The organism is Leifsonia xyli subsp. cynodontis DSM 46306 (assembly GCF_000470775.1).
Classification (GTDB): domain Bacteria; phylum Actinomycetota; class Actinomycetes; order Actinomycetales; family Microbacteriaceae; genus Leifsonia; species Leifsonia cynodontis.
In genome coordinates this window covers 504141-523796 of sequence record NC_022438.1, presented here as the reverse complement: position 1 = coordinate 523796, position 19656 = coordinate 504141, and the positions used below count along the sequence as shown (strand labels likewise).

Below are 19656 nucleotides of genomic sequence, written 5' to 3'. Positions count from 1 at the left end.
CGTCGAGACCCGTCCGAACGACCTCACAGTTTCTCGATCGGGGCGATCTTGATGAGGAGTTTCTTCGCGCCCGCCTTCTCGAACTGGACGTGCGCGACGCGCTTCGCTCCCTCGCCGGTCACGGTGGTCACGCGGCCCTCGCCGAAGTCGGAGTGGCGAATGCGGTCGCCCGGCGCCAGCACAAGGTCGCCGTTGTCGCGAACCTTGCCGGTGACCCGGTTCGGCCATTCCGCCTTCGGCCGCTCCGGGACGCCCGAGCCGCCGACCGGGAAACTCTCGTTCCAGCGCCCGGCCGTGCCCCCGGAGCCGAGCCCCAGACGGCGCGCGTTGAGCGCACGCGACTGCGACCCGCCACGGCCGTTCGCGGCGCCAGGCGACTGCCGCCAGTCGATCAGATCGGAGGGGATCTCTTGCAGGTAACGACTCGGCATCGCCACGGCGGTCTCGCCGAACTGCGCGCGTGTCATCGCCAGCGACAGGAACAGACGCTTCTTCGCGCGGGTGATGCCCACGTAGAACAAGCGCCGCTCCTCCGCCGGGCCGCCCGGCTCGTTCGCGGACATCCGGTGGGGAAGCAGATCCTCCTCGATGCCGGTGAGGAACACGGCATCGTATTCGAGGCCCTTGGCGGTGTGCAGCGTCATGAGTGAGACGGACCCGCTGGAGTCGTCGATCTCATCGGCTGCGGCCACGAGGGAGACCTCGGTGAGGAAGTCGACCAGCGTCCCGTCCGGGTTGTTGCGCACGAACTCGCGCGTCACGGCCACGAGCTCCTCCACGTTCTCCGCACGCGCTTCGTCCTGCGGGTCGCGGCTGTTGCGCAGCACGTCGAGGTACCCGCTGCCGTCGAGCAGGAAGGTCAGAATGTCGGGCACCGGCGCGACTCCCGCGGGATTCGCTGGGTCGGCCTTGGCGGTCGCGTCGTCCAGCAAAGCCGACAGCTGCAGGATGGCGCCGGTCACCTTGGGACCGAGCCCGAGCGAACCGGCGTCGCGCATGGCATCGCGGAACGCGATCCCGTTGTCGTCGGCATAACTGGCGAGCTGGGTCTCGGTGGCCGGTCCGATGCCGCGCTTCGGGGTGTTCAGGATGCGGCGCAGAGCGAGCATATCGGCCGGGTTGGCGACGGCGATGAGATACCCCATCGCATCCTTGATCTCCGCGCGCTCGTAGAACTTCGTGCCGCCCATGACTCTGTAGGGCAGGGCCGAACGGATGAAGATCTCCTCCAGCGCTCGCGTCTGGGCGTTGGTGCGGTAGAAGACGGCGATGTCTTTGTAGTCCATCCCGCCGGAGTGCAGCCTCTCGATCTCGTCTGCGACGAACTGCGCCTCATCGTGGCCGGAGTATCCCGTGTACCCGACGATCTTCTCGCCGTCGCCGACGGCGGTCCACAGCTTCTTGTCCTTGCGGTCGAAGTTGTTGGCGATGACGGCGTTCGCGGCGCTCAGGATGTTCTGCGTGGACCGGTAGTTCTGCTCCAGCAGGACGACCCTGGCCCCGGGGAAGTCGCGCTCGAACTCCACGATGTTGCGGATGTCCGCACCGCGGAAGGCGTAGATGGACTGGTCGGAGTCGCCGACGACGGTGAGCGACGCGCTCGGGACGACGCCGACGGCGTCCCGCAGCTTGCCGATGGCGCGGCCGTTCGCTTCCAGTTCGTCCGCGATATCGGCGGCGATCGGCATGGTCAGCTCACGGATGAGCGCGTACTGCGCGTGATTCGTGTCCTGGTACTCGTCCACCAGGATGTGCCGGAACCGGGACTGGTAGAGCGCCGCGACCTTCGGGAAGGCACGGAAGAGGAAGACCGTCTCGACGATGAGGTCATCGAAATCGAACGCATTGGCGCGCCGCAGCTCCCGTGTGTACTGGCGGAAGATCTCGACGAACATCACCTCTTTCGGGTCGCTCAGATCGGCGGTGCGGGCGAAGGTCTCGAGGTCGGTGAGTTCGTTCTTGAGCTTGGAGATCCGGCCGCCGGCGCTCGCGACGGTGACGCCGAGGGCGTCGGCGCTCAGCTCCTTGATGATGCGTTTCAGCAGCGCGCGACTGTCGCCGGAATCGTAGATGGTGAAGCTCTGGGTCTTGCCGATGGTCTCGGCCTCGCGGCGGAGGATGCGCACGCACGCCGAGTGGAACGTGGAGATCCACATCCCCTGCGCTCGCCCGCCCAGCAGCTGCTCGACGCGCTCGCGCATCTCGTTCGCCGCTTTGTTGGTGAACGTGATCGCGAGGATCTCGCTCGGCCACGCCTCCCGGCTCTCGATCAGGCCGGCGATGCGCCGGGTGAGGACGCTCGTCTTGCCGGACCCCGCTCCCGCGACGATGAGAAGCGCCTGGCCGCGATACTCCGCCGCGATGCGCTGCTGGGGGTTCAAACCGTCGAACAGCCGCTGGCTCGCATTCAGCCAGGCTGCGCCCGGAGCCCCGTCCGCATCGGCCGCGCCGGTGCCGACGGCGGACCGGCGGTCGCCCTCCCACCCGTCCAGGACGATCGGAACGGCGGAGGGGGAAGGGGCATCGGGGAGGCTCGTCATATCGCTGACGATTTTAGCCGCCTCCACCGTCATTCCGGGCGGGAGGCGTCGCTCCGGGTCACCGTCCGTCGCGAACGGCGACGGCGAGGTCGGGATGATCGGCGAAGACCCCGTCCACACCCGAGCGCAACAGGACGGTGTACAGCCGCCGCCAGTCGCCCCACTCCTCGGACCGGCCCGGCCCGCGGAACGGTTCGGGGAGCATCCCGTTCTCCGGCCGCAGTGTCCAGCAGTAGACCGAGAGGCCCGCCAAGTGTGCGAGGTCGACCAGATCGGAGGTGACCGAGCCGATGTCGGTCCCGCCCTCGTCCTCTCCGAACAGCCCGAGAGAGACAGAACCGGCGCGGAGGATGAGCTCGGTGCCGACGCTGATCCCGTCGACCCGCTCGGCCAGGGCAGGGGCGCTGCTCAGCGCGTAGAGACCGCGCGGGGCGAGGTCGCTGGAATAGCCGGGCGCGTCCGTCCCCATCGCCGCGACGCGATCGGCCGGAGCGCCGTCGGAGTCGACCAGGTAGACCCGCTTGCCGCGGAAACCGCGCTCGTACAGCCGAGTCAGCACCGTGCGCTCGAAGCTCTCCACGATGAGCCCCGGATGCTCCGACCATCCGGCGGCGGCCAGCTCGGCGGCGAACAGTTCGTCCAGCGGGAGCCCGGCAGCCTCAAAGTAGGTGGCGTGCTTGAGCTCGGCGACCATCCCGAGCTGATGCCCCGCGGCGTCGGAGGCGCGGTCGATGAGGTCGAGCAGGTCGGCGAGCCGCAGCAGCGGATACCGGTCGTCGAAGGTCGCGCTCCCCTGCCGGAGCGACGGGATGCGCTCACGCGAGCGCAGCCCCGAGAGCTCCGCCCAGGTGAAGTCCTCGGCGAACCAGCCGGTGAGCGGGACGCCGTCGACCTCCTTGGTGGTCCGGCGTGCGGCGAACTCGGGATGCTCGGCGACGTTCGTGGTGCCCGAGAGCTCGTTCTCGTGCCGGAGGACCAGAACCCCGTCCCGGGTCGCGACGATATCGGGTTCGACCGCGTCCGTGCCCAGCTCGAAAGCCAGTTCGTAGGCGGCCGCGGTGTGCTCCGGCCGATACCCCGGCGCGCCGCGGTGGCCGATGACGAGGGGGCTCCGGTGGGCAGGCATGTGGCGATCCTAGACTGCAGGCAGGGGCTGTCCCGGCAGCGCTCCCGGTGACAGAATCGTGCCGTGCCCGCATCCGGCATCTGGCGCGAACCCGCTTCTCTGCTCCCCTTGCGCTGGGGAGCCTACCGCCCGCGGCTCGTCGCCGGCATCGCGCTGATCACGATCGGCTCCGCCTGCATCCTCGCCACGACGGCCTACAGTCTGCCTTTCCTCCTGGCAGGCTCCCTCCTCCAGCCCGCCGGCTGGGCCGTTCTCCCCACCACCCTCGGACGCCGTGCGGCCGTCCCGCTCCCCGTGCTCGGATTCAGCTGGCTGATGCTCGGAGGGTCCCAGTTCGCGTGGTGCTATGCCGTTCTGCTCGCAGCGTGGCTGCTGGTGCGGATACGGCCTGTGCCGTCATACGCGGCCCTCGCGATGCCGGTGGCTACGAGTCTCGTCCTGCCGCTTGTCGTGAGCGACTACGAACAAGGCTGGATCGTCATTCTGACGATGTCGCTGGCCGTCATCGGCGCGACCTGGCTCGCCCGTCTCATCGCACGTGTGGCCGATTCATGGCAATCTGCCAGACCTCACAGAGACCAACAAGCTAAGTTTGATGGACAGGGATCCTGAGCGATCCCCCGAGCAAGCGAGGAATGCATGGCACTCACCAATCCGGCCTTCTCGAACAACCCGGCTTTCAGCACCAACGGCACGGCCGCGGCGACAGCGACCGCCGGAGGGGTGAACGCCGAGAACCTCGAGCAGCTGTACCAGGCGCCGTCCGCGACGGCCCTCGACACCGACCGCATGACCGTCGAAGACACGATTCACAAGACGGCGGCCTCGTTCGGCCTGCTGGTCGTGGGGGCGGTCGTCGGCTGGCTGGTTCCCGCTCTGGCGCTGCCGGCGGCTCTGATCGGATTCATGCTCGCGCTGGTCAACATCTTCAAGAAGAAGCCGTCGCCCGCACTCATCCTCAGCTACGCCGGTGTGCAGGGCGTCTTCGTCGGCGCGATCTCGATGATCTTCGAGACGAACTTGCCGGGCATCGTCATTCAGGCGGTCATCGGGACGATCGCGGTGGTCGGCGTGACGCTCGCGCTCTTCGCCTCGGGCAAGATCCGCGCATCGAAGAAGGCGACCAAGGTCTTCATGATCGCGATGTTCGGGTACCTGGCCTACTCGCTCATCAACGTCGTGCTGATGTGGACCGGTGTCACGAACAGCGCCTTCGACCTGAGCACCGATGTCAGGCTCTTCGGCATCCCGCTCGGCATCCTCCTCGGTGTCGTCGTCGTCATCATGGGCGCCTACTCGCTCGTGCTCGACTTCGACTTCATCCAGCGCGGCGTCCGGAACCGTGCTCCGCGCATCTACGGCTGGTCCGGCGCGTTCGGCATCATGGTCACGGTCATCTGGCTGTACCTCGAGATCCTGCGACTCCTCGCGATCTCGCGCAACTAGACGCCGCCGCGCACGAAGAGGCCCGGGATGCTTCCACAGCATCCCGGGCCTTCGTGCGCGAGGGTCTCGCCTCAGCGGGAGGTCACTCCCACTCGATCGTTCCCGGCGGCTTCGAGGTGACGTCGAGGACCACGCGGTTGACCCCGTCCACCTCGTTGGTGATGCGGTTGGAGATCTTCGCGAGCAGATCGGAGGGCAGACGGGTCCAGTCGGCGGTCATCGCGTCCTCGCTGGAGACGGGGCGCAGCACGATCGGGTGGCCGTAGGTGCGCCCGTCGCCCTGCACGCCAACCGAGCGCACGTCCGCCAGCAGCACGACGGGGCACTGCCAGATCTCACTGTCGAGACCGGCAGCGGTCAGCTCTGCGCGAACGATGGCGTCCGCGTCGCGCAGCAGGTCGAGACGCTCGCGCGTCACCTCGCCTACGATGCGGATGCCCAGCCCCGGCCCCGGGAAAGGCTGGCGGCCGACGATGACCTCGGGCAGACCGAGCTCGCGGCCGATGGCGCGGACCTCGTCTTTGAAGAGCGTGCGCAGAGGCTCCACGAGCTCGAACTGCAGGTCCTCCGGCAGGCCGCCCACATTGTGGTGGCTCTTGATGTTCGCGGCTCCCGCGCCACCGCCCGACTCCACCACATCCGGATAGAGCGTGCCCTGCACGAGGAAGCGGATCGGGTCGCCTTCGCTCGCGGCTTCGGCGATGAGATCGGCCTGAGCCCGCTCGAAAACGCGGATGAACTCGCGGCCGATGATCTTGCGCTTGGCCTCGGGGTCGCTCACGCTCTCCAGCGCGGCGAGGAACTGCTCCTCCGCGTCCACCGTGATGAGCCGGACGCCGGTCGCCGAGACGTAGTCCTCCTGGACCTGCCGCGCCTCGTCCTGGCGGAGAAGGCCGTGATCCACGAACACGCACACGAGCTGGTCGCCGATGGCCTTGTGGACGAGCGCTGCGGCGACCGCGGAGTCCACTCCGCCGGACAGGGCGCACAGCACGCGGCCGGAGCCGACCTGGGCGCGGATCGCGGCGATCTGGTCGGAGATGACATTGCCGGAGTTCCACTCGGCCGGGATGCCCGCGGCACGGTGCAGGAAGTTCTCGAGCACCGCCTGACCGTGCTCCGAGTGCTTGACCTCGGGATGCCACTGGACGCCGTAGAGCTTCCGCCCGTCGTTCGCGAACGCGGCGACCGGGGTGTCGTCCGTGGAAGCGAGGACGTCGAAGCCCTCGGGCGCCCGGGAGACCGAGTCGCCGTGCGACATCCACGCGGTCTGCTCGCCCGGCTGGCCGTCCAGCAGAAAGCCCGCTCCGCTCCCGGCGTCCGCGGAGACGCGCACCGCCGTGGAGCCGTACTCGCGATGGCCGGTCTTCGCGACCTCGCCGCCGAGCGCGGCCGCCATGACCTGAAAGCCGTAGCAGATGCCGAGCACCGGAACGCCGAGTTCGAAGATGCCCTCGTCCAGACGGGGCGCGCCCTCCTCGTAGACGCTGGACGGCCCGCCGGAGAGGATGATGCCCGCAGGGCGTTTGGCGGCGATTTCGGCAGCCGTGACGGTGTGCGGCACGATCTCGGAGTAGACGTTCGCCTCCCGCACGCGGCGGGCGATCAGCTGCGCGTACTGCGCACCGAAGTCGATGACGAGGAGGGGGCCGCTCGGGTTCGCGGAGCCGGCAGCCTCCCCACGGTCCGAGAGTGCGGGATCGGTGCTAATTTGTCGCCTCCACGAGGTTCGCGGCCCCACGGCCGGCCAGATAGGTCTTGACCTGCTTGCTGATGCGCGCCTCCACGAAGAACGAGAGGAACGGCACCACGCCGCCGAGGGCGATCATGACGAACTTCGTGAAGTTCCAGCGCATGAGGCTCCACAGGCGGAAGTCGGAGAAGAGGTACACGACGTACAGCCAGCCGTGCGCGATCAGGATGCCGGTGCTCAGGTCCACGCCCGTGGGCGCGACGGCGGTCTCGACCGGGACGAAGGCGAGCGCGCCGTAGTTGCTGAAAGCGAACAGCTGGTGACCGAGGCCGTACTTCACGATCATCTCCGCGCAGAGCAGAAGCAGCATGATGCCCGTGACGTAGGCGAAGACCTGGTAAAGCCGCAGCGCCCCGCGGATCTTCGGGACGTCTTCCGGTTTGGGGGCGAGGGGCATGGGCCTAGTCTACTTTCTCCGCGGCAGCAGCCTCCGCGGCACCGGACTGCGCATCCGGGTCCTGCGCCGCGGCGAGCCCGCGAAGCTCGTCCTCGCGTTCCTTCGCGTCTTTCACGAGCCGATACCAGAGGAAGATCGCGAAGCCCGCGAAGATGATCCACTCGGCCGCGTAGAAGACATTGAGCCAGTTGAGCTCGGTCTGGGCGATCGGCGGGGGCGAGTCGATCGCCGCCAGGCCCGCGGGCGCGGTGCGATCGACCACATACGCCGAATACACCGCCCTGCCGTCCACGCCGTGCCAGAGGTTGTAGAGCGCGCCGACACCGAGCGTGCGCATCGCGGTCGGCTTCGATCTGTCGGCGGGCACCTCGGGCTGCTCATCGGGCAAGATCCGGCCCACGATCGACTGCCGGGTCTCGGGCTGTTGCGCCAGCCGCCCGGCCGCAGCCCGGGCGGCGGCTTCGTCACTCGCCCAGCCGCGGGCCACGGCGAGCGCCGCCGTCTCGCCGCCGGGCAGCTCGACGGTCGCGTGGCTGACGACCCAGAAACCGCTCACGCCGTGGTTGAGCCGGCCGGAGAGGAGCTGTTCGTCGCCCGGGACGAACGTGCCGGTGACCTCCACAAGCTGGCCGACCGCTGCGTCCCGAATGGGGCCGCCGGGCTGAGCGACCCGCGAGAGGGGCAGAACGGTCTCGGTCGGCGCCTCGACCGCTTTGCCCGATTCGATCGCGCGCTCCAGCTGCCACTGACCGAGCCCGGCGAAACCGGCGGCGAGGGCGAGCGCGAACACCAGCGCGCCGATCCAGCGAGGGCGCAGCATCGTCTTGAGGAGGGTGGTCCCGCCCGGAGACGCCAAGCGGGCCGGAGTGGTTTCGATGGGTCAGCCCCGCTTTCGGTCGCCGGTGGTGTCGTTCTGAGGTCCGGCCTGCTGCTGCATGGCCTGCTCGACGAGCCGGTCGACGGCCCGGCGGGTCTCCTCCGCGTTCGCTCCGGCGCTGTTCTCCTCGCGGCGGTTGTCGGAGTCGAGGTCGGCGGTCGCCGCCTCGACAAGCGCGATCTCCTCGTCGAGCATCGGATGGCGAGGCTTGCGCCGGCCGCGCCGCCGGGGCTTGCCGGTCCGCAGGACCACGGCACCGATCCTCTCGGAGTTGGCTGCGAGCACCGGGCCGAGGACGGCTATGATGAGCACATAGAGCCCCGCGAACGGCTGGATGCGCGCGTCGAGCCCCGCACTGATCGACAGGGTCGCGAGGATGAACGCGAACTCTCCGCGGTTCTGGAGGATGACCGTGGTGTTGATGCCGGCCTGTGCGTCCATCCGATTGATCCACGCGACGACCTGACCGGCCAGGATGTTGAGCGCGATCGTCATCGCGACGGCGATGAGCACCGGTCCGAGTACCTCGGGGAACTTCGCCGGGTCGAGTTCGAGCCCGAAGTTGAGGAAGAAGAAGGCGGCAAAAACATCTCGGAGCGGGATGGCGATGTGCTCGATCTTGTTCCGGTGCTTCGTCGCGCCGAGCACGAGGCCGATGAGAAAAGCGCCGATCGCGTCGGTCACGCCCAGGATCTCGCCGATGCCCGCGAAGAGCACGGCGAGCCCGAAGAACAGGATGGTGAACAGCTCATCGTCTTTCGTCCGGAAGAGCCGGGAGAACACCTTCCCGCCCCACCGGGCCAGCGTGAACATCACCACGAGAAAGGTGAAGGCGATCGCCAGCTTCCCGACCACCGGCCAGAGCGCCGTCTCCCCGCTGAGCACCACCGAGACGATCGCCAGGTAGATCGCGATGAAGATGTCCTCCACCACGGTCACGCCGAGGATCATCGGCGTCTCCCGATTGGCCAGACGGCGCAGCTCGATGAGCAGCTTCGTGACGATCGCCGACGAGGAGGTGGCCGTCATCCCAGCGATGACCAGCGCCTCCCGCGTGCCCCAGCTGACCCAGAAGCCGAACGCGAGCCCGACGCCCATATTGATGAGGATGTAGGAGCCGCCGGAGATGATGAGCTTGCCGAAATTGCCGAAGAACTCGTCCTGGTCGAACTCCAGCCCCAGATTGAACAGCAGCAGGATGAGCCCGAACACCGCGATGAGCTCGATGTAGCGGCTCTCGAAATCGAGGGGAACCACCCGGTGCGCGGGCTCGCCAGCAGCCCGACGATCATGTAGATGGGGATCGCGGGGAGACCCACCAGCTTGCCGAGGCGTCCCAGCGCATAGGCGACGAGCAGCAGGAGGCCCAGAATGATGAGGTCTTCGCCGAGATGCATGGATCAGCCTCCGGGCGGAGCGTCGGCGGCGGCCCGGAGGGCGGTCTCGCCTGTCCGGAAGAGTGCGAAGGCCTTGGCGACCTTCTCCGGCGTCCCGGCGACGACGAGGGTGTCGCCCGGGAAGACCTTGAAGTCGGGCGCGGGCGCGGGGCTGGCCGAGTCCCCGCGCACGACGGCGACGACGGTGAGGCCGACGACACCGCGATCGCCGGGAGCGCCGAGCTGCTGCCCGGCGATGTAGTCCTCGTAGTCGACGGTGAACCAGTCGATGCTGAGCCCCGGGATCTGGTCGAGGGCGGTCAGCGATTCGGTGATCTGCGTGCCGCCGAGCAGTTCGGCCAGTGTGTGCGCCTCGTCCTCGTTCAGGCGCAACGAGACCTTCGTCACATCGGAGCCGTCTTCGTAGTCCGAGAACGTGATCAAGTCGCTGTGCCCGGACCGGTGCGCGATCACGCCCACCTTGCCGCCGTCATCCGTCACAAAGGTGTGCAACACCCCGACCCCGGGCAGTTTGACCCGTCGAACGTCAACCATTTCCCTGTCTCCATCCGTCGCGGGCACTGGGTTCCAGCCTACCGGAGGCACGGAACGTCCACGGAGACAGCGATCCGCCAGGGGGAGCGCGCGGTGAGGCCGCCCGTCGAGCGGCTACCCCTTAGGCTCCTTGGGCGTCCGCGGCGCTGCTGCCGTCCGGGACGCTGCTGCCGTCCGCGGCGCTTTCGCCGCGGACCCGGTCTCGGCCGCGGCGTCCACCGCCACGATGTCCGGCGCTTCGAGCCGCACGCGGTCGGCGGATTCGTCATCGGGCTGAAGCTGGCTCTCGCGTTCGGCGGCGACGCGCAGCAGGTAGGTCTGCACCTCGCGTTCTTCGCGGGCCCTGTCCCAGCCGAGCACCCTGGCCATCAGGGATGCGGCGACGGGCGCCGCCGAGGCGCCGCGGTCCCAGGCTTCGATGGAGATACGGGTGCGGCGGGCGAGGACGTCTTCGAGGTGCAGGGCGCCCTCGTGGGAGGCGGCGTAGACGACCTCGGCGGCCACGTAGTCGTCGGCGCCCGGGAGCGGTTCGGCGAGCGCCGGGTCTTCGCGGATGAGCGCCAGGATGTCGCCGGTCATCGTCCCATAGCGGTTGAGGAAGCGCTCGATGCGGGCGGGATGGAGGCCGCTCTCCCGCGCGATGCGGCCGCGGCTGTTCCAGGCGGCCTGGTAGCCTTCGGCTCCGACGAGCGCGATCTCCATTGTGGCGCTGGCCGGGATCTTGCCGTCGAGCGCGTCCACGGCGGCGTCGATCGCGTCCTTCGCCATCACACGGTAGGTCGTCCACTTGCCGCCCGCGATCACGACGAGCCCGGGCACGGAATGCGCCACGAGGTGCTCGCGGGAGAGTTTCGAGGTCTCCTCCGACTCTCCCGCCAGAAGCGGGCGGAGGCCGGCGTAGACACCCTCCACGTCCTCGCGGGTGAGGGGGACGTTGAGCACTTCGTTGACGTGGGCCAGCAAGTAGTCGATGTCGGCCGCGGTCGCCGCCGGGTGGGCCTTGTCGAGGTTCCAGTCGGTGTCGGTCGTGCCGATGAGCCAGTGCCGGCCCCACGGGATCACGAACAGCACGCTCTTCTCGGTGCGCAGCAGCAGACCCATCTTCGACTGGAAGCGGTCGCGCGGAACGACGAGGTGGATGCCCTTCGAGGCGCGCACCTTGAACTGACCGCGCTCCCCCACCATCGCCTGGGTGTCGTCCGTCCAGACGCCGGTCGCGTTCACGACCTGCTTGGCGCGGATCTCGAACCGTTCGTCCGTCTCCAGATCGCGCGCCCGCACGCCGACGACGCGCTCGCCGACCTTGACGAAGCCCTCGACCCGGACGCGGGCGGCGACCCGGGCGCCGTAGTGCGCCGCGGTGCGGGCGAGGGTGGCCACGTAGCGGGCGTCGTCGACCTGCGCGTCGTAATAGGTGATGCCGCCCACCAGGGCGTTCGGCGTCAGGCTCGGGATGGCTCTGAGCACCTGGCGTCGGCTGAGGTGGCGGTGGTGCGGGACTCCCGGCGGGCGCAGACCGGTGTAGGAGAAGATGTCGTACAGCATCATCCCGGCGCCGATGTAGAAGCGCTCCCACACTCGCTTGTGCAGCGGGTACAGGAACCGCACCGGCTTCACGAGGTGGGGCGCGATCCGCTGGAGCAGCAGACCGCGCTCGATGAGCGCCTCGCGCACGAGGCCGAAGTCCAGCTGCTCCAGGTACCGGATGCCGCCGTGGACGAGCTTGGACGACCGGCTGGAGGTGCCCGAAGCGAAGTCGCGCGCCTCCACCAGCCCCACGCTCAGACCGCGGGTGACGGCGTCCACCGCGCTGCCGGTGCCGACGATGCCGCCGCCCACGACCAGGATGTCGAGTTCGGTGTCCTTCAGCGCCGCGATCGCGGCGGCCCGTTCGGCGGGGCCGAGTCGCGATGGAGCGGACACAGCCGAGGACTGCGCTGAGTTGGACGGGGATGTTGTCGCCATCGTGCTCTCCCTCCCCGGCCGCGAGGGGCCGGAACCTAGTGCGATTGGTAGGGCGCGACGACCACTTCGACGCGCTGGAACTCCTTCAGATCCGAGTATCCCGTCGTCGCCATGCTGCGGCGCAATGCTCCCACGAGATTCGCAGTCCCCTCGGCCACCGGTGCGGGACCGTAGAGGATCTCCTCGAGCGGGGCGACATGCCCGACCTGGACGCGGGTGCCGCGCGGCAGGTGCGGGTGGTGCGCCTCGGCGCCCCAGTGCCAGCCGCCGCCGGGCGCATCGGTGGCGCGGGCGAGCGTCGAGCCGAGCATCACGGCGTCGGCCCCGCAGGCGATCGCCTTGACGATGTCGCCAGAGCTGCCGAGGCCGCCGTCGGCGATGACATGCACATAGCGGCCGCCCGACTCGTCCATGTAGTCGCGGCGGGCGCCGGCGACATCGGCGACGGCGGTGGCCATCGGCGCGTGGATGCCGAGGGTCGAGCGGGTCGTGGAGGCCGCGCCGCCGCCGAAGCCGACGAGCACACCGGCCGCTCCGGTGCGCATCAGATGCAGCGCCGCCGTGTAGGTGGCGGCCCCGCCGACGATGACCGGCACATCCAGTTCGTAGATGAACTTCTTCAAGTTCAGCAGCTCGGCGTTCTTCGAGACATGCTCGGCCGAGACGGTGGTGCCGCGGATCACGAACAGGTCGACGCCGGCCTCGACGACCGTCTGGTAAAGCTCCTGCGTGCGCTGCGGCGAGAGCGCGCCCGCGACGGTGACGCCGCCCGCGCGGATCTCCGCCAGGCGCTTCGTCACCAGCTCGGGCCGGATGGGCGCGGAGTAGATCTCCTGCATCCGACGGGTGGCCTTCCCCGCGGACAGCTCGCGGATCTCGGCGAGCAGCGGCTCCGGGTCCTCGTAGCGGGTCCAGAGGCCCTCGAGGTCGAGCACGCCCAGACCGCCGAGCCTGCCCATCGCGATCGCCGTCGCCGGGGAGACCACCGAGTCCATCGGGGCGGCCAGGAAGGGCACGGAGAACTGGTAGGCGTCGATCGTCCAGGAGACCGAGACGTCCTCCGGGTCACGGGTGCGACGGCTGGGCACCACAGCGACGTCGTCGAAGGCGTAAACGCGGCGTGCGCGCTTGGCGCGCCCGATCTCGATCTCCATACTCACGCGTTCAGTCTAGACACCCGGGGTGCTGGGAAATCTCGTGGCGTCCGGCGAGGTCGTCGTTCCCGGCTCGAGGAGATCGCGGTGTGGCGAGAGGATCGTCGCGAGCGCGGCCGTGAGCGCGCCGCGTGCCTCCGCGTCGCCGATCGTCGCGGCGCAGTCGCCGAACTGCGCGTGATCCATCCCGGGGATCTCCACAAAGGTCGCGTCCGGCGGGAGCAGGTGCGCGGCGGCGGCGATCTTCCCCGGAGTGCTGAGGCAGTCATTCGAGCCGCCGAGAGAGAGGACGCGCAGGGAGGTCGCCGAGACATCGTTCGCGCAGTAGCTGCCGAAGAGGACGAGTCCCTCCACCCCCGGCGTCTCCGCGAGCTGGCAGGCGCGCACCCCGCCGAGCGAGTGCCCGCCGACATTCCAGTGGCTCATCCCCGGAGCCGCCTCCGTGAAAGCGGAGAGGGGGCGCTGGTCGAAGAAGGCGAGGTTCAGCGTCGGCTTGGCGACGACCACCGTGACGCCCGTCTCCGCTACGACGCCGGAGAGCTTGAAGAGGTAGGCGTACGGATCGACACGGGCGCCGGGGATGAACACGAGTCCGGTTCCCGACGGCGCACTGGCCGGGCTGAGGACGACCGAGCCGCCGGCGTCCCGGACGCTCACCGCCGGGTCGCGCCACACCTCCAGCGCCGCCGAACGCGTGCCCATCATCGGAGTGGACGCCCAGGCGAGGAACCCGACGACGATGAGCGCGAAGACGGCCACGAGGGCGACGAGGACGTGCGTAAGGCGCTTCAGGGGAGACAGTGTCCGCATCCCACCAGCGTAGAGGCCGCCGCTCCCGGGACGGGAACGGCGGCTTCCGGACGCGCGCGGTGTCAGCGCCGGTAGTTCGGGGCCTCCACGACCATCTGGATGTCGTGCGGGTGCGACTCTTTCAGCCCGGCCGCGGTGATGCGGACGAACCGGCCGCGCTCCTTGAGCTCCGGGATGCTGCGCGCGCCGACGTAGAACATCGACTGCCGCAGGCCGCCGACCAGCTGGTAGGCGACCGCGCCGAGCGGACCGCGGAACGGGACCTGCCCCTCGATGCCCTCGGCGATCAGCTGCTCGTCGCCCGGGACGTCCGCCTGGAAGTAGCGATCGCGCGAGTACGAGGTCTTCTTGCCGCGCGTCTGCAACGCACCGAGAGACCCCATCCCACGGTAGTTCTTGAACTGCTTGCCGCCGACGAACACCAGCTCGCCCGGAGACTCGGAGGTGCCCGCCAGCAGGGAGCCGAGCATCACACTGTCCGCGCCGGCCACGAGGGCCTTCGCGATGTCACCCGAGTACTGGAGCCCGCCGTCGGCGATGACCGGGACACCGGCCTCTCGCGCCGCCCTCGACGCCTCGTAGACCGCTGTCACCTGCGGGACGCCGACGCCCGCGACCACGCGGGTGGTGCAGATGGAGCCGGGGCCGACGCCGACCTTGATCGCGTCCGCCCCCGCGTCCACAAGGGCTTGCGCCCCCGAACGGGTCGCCACATTGCCGCCGATGACGTCGACGTGCGCGGCGCGCGGCTCGTTCTTGAGCCGGCGGACCATGTCGAGCACCCCGGCAGAGTCGCCGTTCGCGGTGTCGACCACGATCACGTCCACATCGGCGTCGACGAGGGTCATAGCGCGTTCCCACGCATCGCCGAAGAAACCGATCGCCGCGCCGATGCGCAGGCGGCCGTCGTCGTCCTTGGTGGCGTTGGGGTACTTCTCGCTCTTGTCGAAGTCTTTGACGGTGATGAGGCCGCGGAGCTTGCCGTCGGCGTCCACCAGCGGGAGCTTCTCGATCTTGCGTTCGGCGAAGATGGCGACCGCGGCGTCCGGGTCGATGCCCACCGGAGCGGTGATCAGCGGCTGGCGGGTCATCACCTCGCGCACCAGAGCGGTCGAGCGGTCGGACGGCGACACGAACCGCATGTCGCGATTGGTGATGATGCCCACGAGCGTGCCGTCGCCCTCCACGACGGGGAGGCCGGAGACGCGGAACTGGCCGCAGAGCTGGTCGACTTCCTCGACCGTCGCCTCGGCGGTGGTGGTCACGGGGTTCGTGATCATGCCCGACTCGGAGCGCTTGACCTTGTCGACCTGGGTCGCCTGATCGTCGATCGAGAGATTGCGGTGGATGATGCCGATGCCGCCGTGACGCGCCATCGCCACGCCCATCCGCGCCTCGGTCACTGTGTCCATCGCGCTGGACAGCAGGGGTGAGGCCATGCGGACCCGCCTGGTCAAGAACGTCGACGTGTCCGCCTCGCTCGGGATGACGTCGGTGTGCCCGGGAAGGAGCATGACATCGTCGTAGGTCAAACCGATGAAGCCGAACGGATCCGCCTGATCCATTTCACCCCTATTCCGTGGTGCGCGAGAGTGGATGTCTCATCGTAACGTCAGAAGCTGGGCGAAGATTCCGGCTCGCAGTCCGGCTCACTCGATCGTCGCCCTGTCCCGCGCGGCCTGCCGGCGGCTCTGGCGCGCAGCGACGACGAGGCCGGCCTCAGGATGAGCAGCGCCGACCAGGCCCTCAGCAGGAGGGTCCAGAGAGGCCCGGGGACGGCGAAGGCCCGGATGCGCGGAGCATCCGGGCCTTCGCGACGAGAGAGGAACGTCAGCGAACGACGACCGCGAGCACGTCGCGGGCCGAGAGGACGAGGTAATCCTCGACGCCCAGCTTGACCTCGGTTCCGCCGTACTTGGAGTAGATCACCTTGTCGCCGACGGCGACATCGAGCGGGACGCGGTTGCCGTTGTCGTCGATGCGACCGGGCCCGACGGCGACGACCTCGCCCTCCTGGGGCTTCTCCTTGGCGGTGTCCGGGATGACCAGACCGGAGGCGGTTGTCTGCTCCGCCTCGACCTGCTTGATGACGATGCGATCTTCGAGCGGCTTGATGGAGACCGACACGGTTGACCTCTTTCTTGTACCTAAGGCTTGGGTTAGCACCCTCGCAGCGAGAGTGCTAAGGACGAGTCTAGGGGGTGCGTTAGCAGTCACGCAACGTGAGTGCCAAACGGTAGCGTGAGGACTATGGACCGGTCCGAACTCGTCGAGCTGCTGAGCCCCGAGGGGCTGCGGCTGCTCGACGCCCTCCCGCCCGCCCGGACCGAGGAGGACGTGCTGCGGACGGTCACCGCCCTCCGCAGAGCCAGCCACTCCCCCGGGCTCGTCGCGGCCGTGCTGACGCAGGGGAAGCTGCGCCGGAAGGCCGCGGCCAAATTCGGCGAGTTCGCAGACAGGATGCTGTTCACCGAAGCCGGGCTGGAGCAGGCGACCCGCCTGCCGGTCGCGGCGCAGCACGCCGGACGGTTCCGTGCGGCGGGCCTCGGCACGGTGGCGGACCTCGGCTGCGGGATCGGCGGCGACGCTCTCGCGATCGCGGCCCTGGAGATCGAGGTCACGGCGGTCGAGGCCGACGAGGTGACCGCCGCCATCGCCGCGTTCAACCTGGCGCCCTTCCCGTCCGCGACCGTTCGGCACGGCCGCGCCGAAGACGCCGATCTGCGCGGGGCCGGCGCGGTCTACCTCGACCCCGCCCGGCGGACGGCCGGGCACACGCAGACCGAGCGCCTGACCAACCCCGGCGACTACACGCCATCGCTGGGGTTCGCCTACGAACTGGCGACCACCCGCCCGGTCGGGCTGAAACTCGGACCGGGGTTCGACCGCGACCGCATCCCCTCGGCGGCGGAGGCGCAGTGGGTGTCCGCCGCCGGCCAGGCGGTCGAGCTGGGACTGTGGTTCGGCGCGCTGGCCCGCCCCGGCATCCGGCGCGCGGCGCTCGTGCTGCGCGGCGACAAGACGCACGAACTGACGGCGGCGGCCGACAGCGAGGACGCCGGGACGGGCGACCTCGGCGAGTACCTCTACGAGCCGGACGGCACGGTCATCCGAGCCCGGCTCATCGGAGACCTGGCACGGAGTCTGGGCGGCCGGATGCTCGCCGATGGAATCGCATACATCACCGGCGACGAGCGGCACGAGACCCCGTTCGCCGCCGGGTTCCGCATCCAGGAGCAGCTACCCTACGCGGAACGCGACCTCAAACGCGCGCTCCGCAAGCGGGGGATCGGAACCCTCGAAATCAAAAAGCGCGGCGTGGATGTGGACCCCGCCGCGCTCCGGAAGCGGCTCGGACTCGCGGGCGACCGCTCGGCGACCCTGGTCCTCACCAGGATCGCCGGACGGCACACTGCGCTGCTGGCCGAGCGGCTCTGAACGCCCGCTGGCCGGGCTCAGTACGTGCTGTAGCTGGACAAGCTCGCGAAGAAGATGGCGAGGGCGATCCAGAAGACGATCGCGATGAACACCGAAACGAAGCCCAGGATGATTCCCGTCAGCCAGAAGCCGCGAGCCTGCGGCTCCTTGGTGCGGCCGAGGAAACCGAGCACGATCGCGACGACCCCGAACAGGAATCCGATGCCCCAGGCGAACGTGAGCACGATGCCGACGATGCCCCCGACGAGCGACAGGATGCTGAGGATCGGCGATTTGGCGGCCGGCGCGCCGTAGGGCTGCGCGTAGTCGGGGGCGGGCTGGCCGTACGGCTGTTGCGGCTGGCCATACGGCTGCTGCGCGTAGCCCGGAGCCGGCGGCGGCACCGGCGCGCTGGCCGGGGCGACCGGCGGCGCGGGCGGAACATCGACCGCGGGAGCAGAAGGGGCCAGAGGGATGTCGCCGGCGGACGCGGGCGGGGCCGGTGGAACCGGCGGAGCAGCGGCGGGCGGGACGGCCCCCTCGGTCGCTTCGGGCTCGGTCGGTCCGGCGTGTGCGTTCGGGTCGGTCATGGTTGCCCATCTCCTTGCGTGTAACGTCTAGCTGAGAAAATGCTGTACACATCTATGCTCGCAGCGCAGCACCGGTGTGTCAACGGAGCGCCCGGCGCGTCTGGGCCTCCGCCTCAAACCACCTGGATATCGGTGACCGGCAGCGTCGAGTCGGCCCCGAAGCCGAGCCCGCTCGGCTCGTGCCCGGCCATGATGAGCTGAGCGCCGAGAGCGGCGATCATCGCGCCGTTGTCGGTGCAGAGCGAGAGCGCGGGGATGCGCAGCTCCACCCCCACCGCTGCGGCCCGCTCCGCCGCGAGCTGCCGCACGCGCGCGTTGGCCACGACGCCGCCGCCGAGCAGCAGCCGGGGGACGCCATGGTCGAGGCACGCGGCGATGGCCTTCGTGAGCAGCACATCCGCCACCGCCTCGCGGAAGGACGCGGCGACGTCGGCGACAGGGACCTCCTCTCCGGCGTCCTGCCGCTTCTCGACCCAGCGCGCGACGGCGGTCTTCACCCCCGAGAACGAGAAGTCGTAGCGATGCCGTTCGAGGTACTGCGGCTTCGTGAGCCCGCGCGGGAACCGGATGGCGCGGGGATCGCCCGCGGCGGCGACGCGATCGATCTGCGGTCCGCCCGGGTAGGGCAGGCCCAGGAGCCGGGCGACCTTGTCGAACGCCTCCCCCGCCGCGTCGTCGATCGTCTCGCCCAGCAGCTCGACATCGGAGACGAGGTCGCGCACGAGCAGCAGCGAGGTGTGCCCGCCGGAGACCAGCAACGCGACAGTCGGCAGCTCCACGGGATGCCCGTGCCCGCCGTCCGCGTCCAGCAGATCCGCGCCGACATGGCCGACGAGGTGGTTCACGGCGTACAGCGGTTTGCCGAGGGAGAGCGCGAGCGCCTTCGCAGCGCCGACGCCGACCATGAGCGCCCCGGAGAGACCCGGCCCGCTCGTCACGGCCACGGCGTCCACGGCGGCCAGGTCGACGCCGGCGTCGGCCACGGCGGTCCGGAGCGTCGGGGGCAGTGCTTCGAGGTGGGCGCGGGCCGCGACCTCGGGCACGACGCCGCCGTAACGCGCGTGCTCCTCCATCGAAGACGCGATCACATTGGCGAGCAGCGTGGTGCCACGGACGATGCCGATGCCGGTCTCGTCGCAGGAGGTCTCGATGCCGAGGACGAGAGGGCCGTCCTCCGTCGGCGCTGTGCGGTTCATGCCGGGGCGGTCTCCGTGCTCGGGACGGTCAGCCGCATCACGATCGCGTCCACCCCGTCCGGCTGGTAGTACTGCGGGCGCACACCGATCTCCTCGAAGCCGAGTTCGAGGTAGAGGGATCGCGCGCCGGGATTGTCGGCCCGGACCTCGAGGAAGACCTTGCGTGCGCCGCGCTTGCGCGCCTCGCCGATCAGGGCCAGCAGGAGCGTGCGGCCGAGACCGCGCCGGCGGGCGCGGGGCGCCACCGCGACGGTCTGGATATCGCCCTCGCCCGAGCCGCGCGGCGCGAGCAGCCCGGCGTAGGCGTCGATGCGGGCGGGCTCGCCGGGCGGGAAGGCGACGAGGTAGTGCCTGTGCTCGCCGGTCACCTCCGCGAGCATGGTGTACTCGGACCACGCATCGGAGACGAATGTGCCGCGTTCCAACTCCATGATCGCCGGCACATCCTCCATAC

The 19656-nt window shown here is 69.5% G+C and carries 18 protein-coding genes; 3 read left to right on the top strand and 15 right to left on the bottom strand.

All coding sequences use genetic code 11. From position 1 onward, the window contains the following. Positions 1–23: 23 nt before the first annotated feature. Positions 24–2540, bottom strand: a complete 2517-nt coding sequence (locus O159_RS02485; RefSeq protein WP_043993455.1) for an ATP-dependent helicase — start codon at positions 2538–2540, stop codon at positions 24–26. A gap of 58 nt (positions 2541–2598) precedes the next feature. Further along, entirely contained in the window at positions 2599–3666 is a 1068-nt protein-coding gene (locus tag O159_RS02480) for a glycerophosphodiester phosphodiesterase family protein (protein ID WP_021754189.1), read from the bottom strand. 63 nt (positions 3667–3729) lie between these two features. Between O159_RS02480 and O159_RS02475 the strand changes: the two genes are divergently transcribed. Both O159_RS02475 and O159_RS02470 read left to right on the top strand, forming a co-directional pair. Further along, positions 3730–4278 (top strand): hypothetical protein, encoded by a 549-nt coding sequence (locus O159_RS02475; RefSeq protein WP_021754188.1) that lies wholly within the window; start codon positions 3730–3732, stop codon positions 4276–4278. A 27-nt stretch (positions 4279–4305) separates the two neighbouring features. Then, positions 4306–5112, top strand: a complete 807-nt coding sequence (locus O159_RS02470) for a Bax inhibitor-1/YccA family protein (protein WP_021754187.1) — start codon at positions 4306–4308, stop codon at positions 5110–5112. Between the two features lie 82 nt (positions 5113–5194). Here the strand turns inward: O159_RS02470 and guaA are convergent, their stop codons facing one another. The 10 genes from guaA to groES form a co-directional block, all read right to left on the bottom strand. Further along, entirely contained in the window at positions 5195–6748 is a 1554-nt protein-coding gene (guaA, locus tag O159_RS02465; RefSeq protein ID WP_144267728.1) for a glutamine-hydrolyzing GMP synthase, read from the bottom strand. Positions 6749–6818: 70 nt separating this feature from the next. After that, positions 6819–7262 (bottom strand): DUF3817 domain-containing protein, encoded by a 444-nt coding sequence (locus O159_RS02460; RefSeq protein WP_021754185.1) that lies wholly within the window; start codon positions 7260–7262, stop codon positions 6819–6821. A gap of 4 nt (positions 7263–7266) precedes the next feature. Beyond that, positions 7267–8118: an SURF1 family cytochrome oxidase biogenesis protein gene (locus O159_RS02455; RefSeq protein ID WP_021754184.1), complete on the bottom strand. Its 852-nt coding sequence runs from the start codon at positions 8116–8118 to the stop codon at positions 7267–7269. Between the two features lie 24 nt (positions 8119–8142). After that, positions 8143–9396: a cation:proton antiporter gene (locus O159_RS02450; protein WP_021754183.1), complete on the bottom strand. Its 1254-nt coding sequence runs from the start codon at positions 9394–9396 to the stop codon at positions 8143–8145. A gap of 143 nt (positions 9397–9539) precedes the next feature. Further along, on the bottom strand, positions 9540–10070 hold the full coding sequence (locus O159_RS02445; protein ID WP_021754182.1) for a cation:proton antiporter regulatory subunit: 531 nt from the start codon (positions 10068–10070) through the stop codon (positions 9540–9542). 114 nt (positions 10071–10184) lie between these two features. Continuing rightward, a complete protein-coding gene (locus O159_RS02440) occupies positions 10185–12035 on the bottom strand; it encodes a glycerol-3-phosphate dehydrogenase/oxidase (RefSeq protein ID WP_043993454.1) in 1851 nt (616 codons plus the stop codon). Between the two features lie 35 nt (positions 12036–12070). Further along, positions 12071–13189 carry a GuaB3 family IMP dehydrogenase-related protein gene (locus tag O159_RS02435; protein WP_021754180.1) on the bottom strand — a complete coding sequence of 373 codons (1119 nt, stop codon included), beginning with the start codon at positions 13187–13189 and terminating at the stop codon, positions 12071–12073. Between the two features lie 15 nt (positions 13190–13204). Beyond that, the gene (locus O159_RS02430; protein WP_021754179.1) at positions 13205–13999 is read right to left on the bottom strand and encodes an alpha/beta hydrolase; all 795 of its coding nucleotides are present in this window, start codon (positions 13997–13999) and stop codon (positions 13205–13207) included. Between the two features lie 62 nt (positions 14000–14061). Continuing rightward, the gene (gene guaB / locus O159_RS02425; protein ID WP_021754178.1) at positions 14062–15564 is read right to left on the bottom strand and encodes an IMP dehydrogenase; all 1503 of its coding nucleotides are present in this window, start codon (positions 15562–15564) and stop codon (positions 14062–14064) included. A gap of 265 nt (positions 15565–15829) precedes the next feature. Beyond that, positions 15830–16126 carry a co-chaperone GroES gene (gene groES / locus O159_RS02420; RefSeq protein ID WP_021754177.1) on the bottom strand — a complete coding sequence of 99 codons (297 nt, stop codon included), beginning with the start codon at positions 16124–16126 and terminating at the stop codon, positions 15830–15832. Positions 16127–16249: 123 nt separating this feature from the next. Between groES and O159_RS02415 the strand changes: the two genes are divergently transcribed. Beyond that, the gene (locus tag O159_RS02415) at positions 16250–17437 is read left to right on the top strand and encodes a class I SAM-dependent methyltransferase (RefSeq protein WP_021754176.1); all 1188 of its coding nucleotides are present in this window, start codon (positions 16250–16252) and stop codon (positions 17435–17437) included. A gap of 17 nt (positions 17438–17454) precedes the next feature. Here O159_RS02415 and O159_RS16175 read toward each other — a convergent pair whose 3' ends face one another. The 3 genes from O159_RS16175 to rimI form a co-directional block, all read right to left on the bottom strand. Beyond that, the gene (locus tag O159_RS16175; protein WP_021754175.1) at positions 17455–18006 is read right to left on the bottom strand and encodes a DUF4190 domain-containing protein; all 552 of its coding nucleotides are present in this window, start codon (positions 18004–18006) and stop codon (positions 17455–17457) included. 113 nt (positions 18007–18119) lie between these two features. Then, positions 18120–19202 carry a tRNA (adenosine(37)-N6)-threonylcarbamoyltransferase complex transferase subunit TsaD gene (gene tsaD / locus O159_RS02405; protein WP_021754174.1) on the bottom strand — a complete coding sequence of 361 codons (1083 nt, stop codon included), beginning with the start codon at positions 19200–19202 and terminating at the stop codon, positions 18120–18122. Further along, complete coding sequence (gene rimI, locus O159_RS02400; protein ID WP_081689922.1) at positions 19199–19654, bottom strand: ribosomal protein S18-alanine N-acetyltransferase; 456 nt, start codon at positions 19652–19654, stop codon at positions 19199–19201. The genes tsaD and rimI overlap by 4 nt, the downstream gene beginning before the upstream one ends. Positions 19655–19656: the final 2 nt, after the last annotated feature.

Excerpts from the sequence above, each read along its gene's own strand:
- O159_RS02485 (WP_043993455.1), bottom strand. The coding sequence starts at position 2,540 with ATGACGAGCCTCCCCGATGCCCCTTCCCCCTCCGCCGTTCCGATCGTC.
- O159_RS02480 (WP_021754189.1), bottom strand. The coding sequence starts at position 3,666 with ATGCCTGCCCACCGGAGCCCCCTCGTCATCGGCCACCGCGGCGCGCCG.
- O159_RS02470 (WP_021754187.1), top strand. The coding sequence starts at position 4,306 with ATGGCACTCACCAATCCGGCCTTCTCGAACAACCCGGCTTTCAGCACC.
- O159_RS02460 (WP_021754185.1), bottom strand. The coding sequence starts at position 7,262 with ATGCCCCTCGCCCCCAAACCGGAAGACGTCCCGAAGATCCGCGGGGCG.
- O159_RS02445 (WP_021754182.1), bottom strand. The coding sequence starts at position 10,070 with ATGGTTGACGTTCGACGGGTCAAACTGCCCGGGGTCGGGGTGTTGCAC.
- O159_RS02440 (WP_043993454.1), bottom strand. The coding sequence starts at position 12,035 with ATGGCGACAACATCCCCGTCCAACTCAGCGCAGTCCTCGGCTGTGTCC.
- O159_RS02435 (WP_021754180.1), bottom strand. The coding sequence starts at position 13,189 with ATGGAGATCGAGATCGGGCGCGCCAAGCGCGCACGCCGCGTTTACGCC.
- O159_RS02430 (WP_021754179.1), bottom strand. The coding sequence starts at position 13,999 with ATGCGGACACTGTCTCCCCTGAAGCGCCTTACGCACGTCCTCGTCGCC.
- guaB (WP_021754178.1), bottom strand. The coding sequence starts at position 15,564 with ATGGATCAGGCGGATCCGTTCGGCTTCATCGGTTTGACCTACGACGAT.
- O159_RS02415 (WP_021754176.1), top strand. The coding sequence starts at position 16,250 with ATGGACCGGTCCGAACTCGTCGAGCTGCTGAGCCCCGAGGGGCTGCGG.
- O159_RS16175 (WP_021754175.1), bottom strand. The coding sequence starts at position 18,006 with ATGACCGACCCGAACGCACACGCCGGACCGACCGAGCCCGAAGCGACC.
- tsaD (WP_021754174.1), bottom strand. The coding sequence starts at position 19,202 with ATGAACCGCACAGCGCCGACGGAGGACGGCCCTCTCGTCCTCGGCATC.
- rimI (WP_081689922.1), bottom strand. The coding sequence starts at position 19,654 with ATGGAGGATGTGCCGGCGATCATGGAGTTGGAACGCGGCACATTCGTC.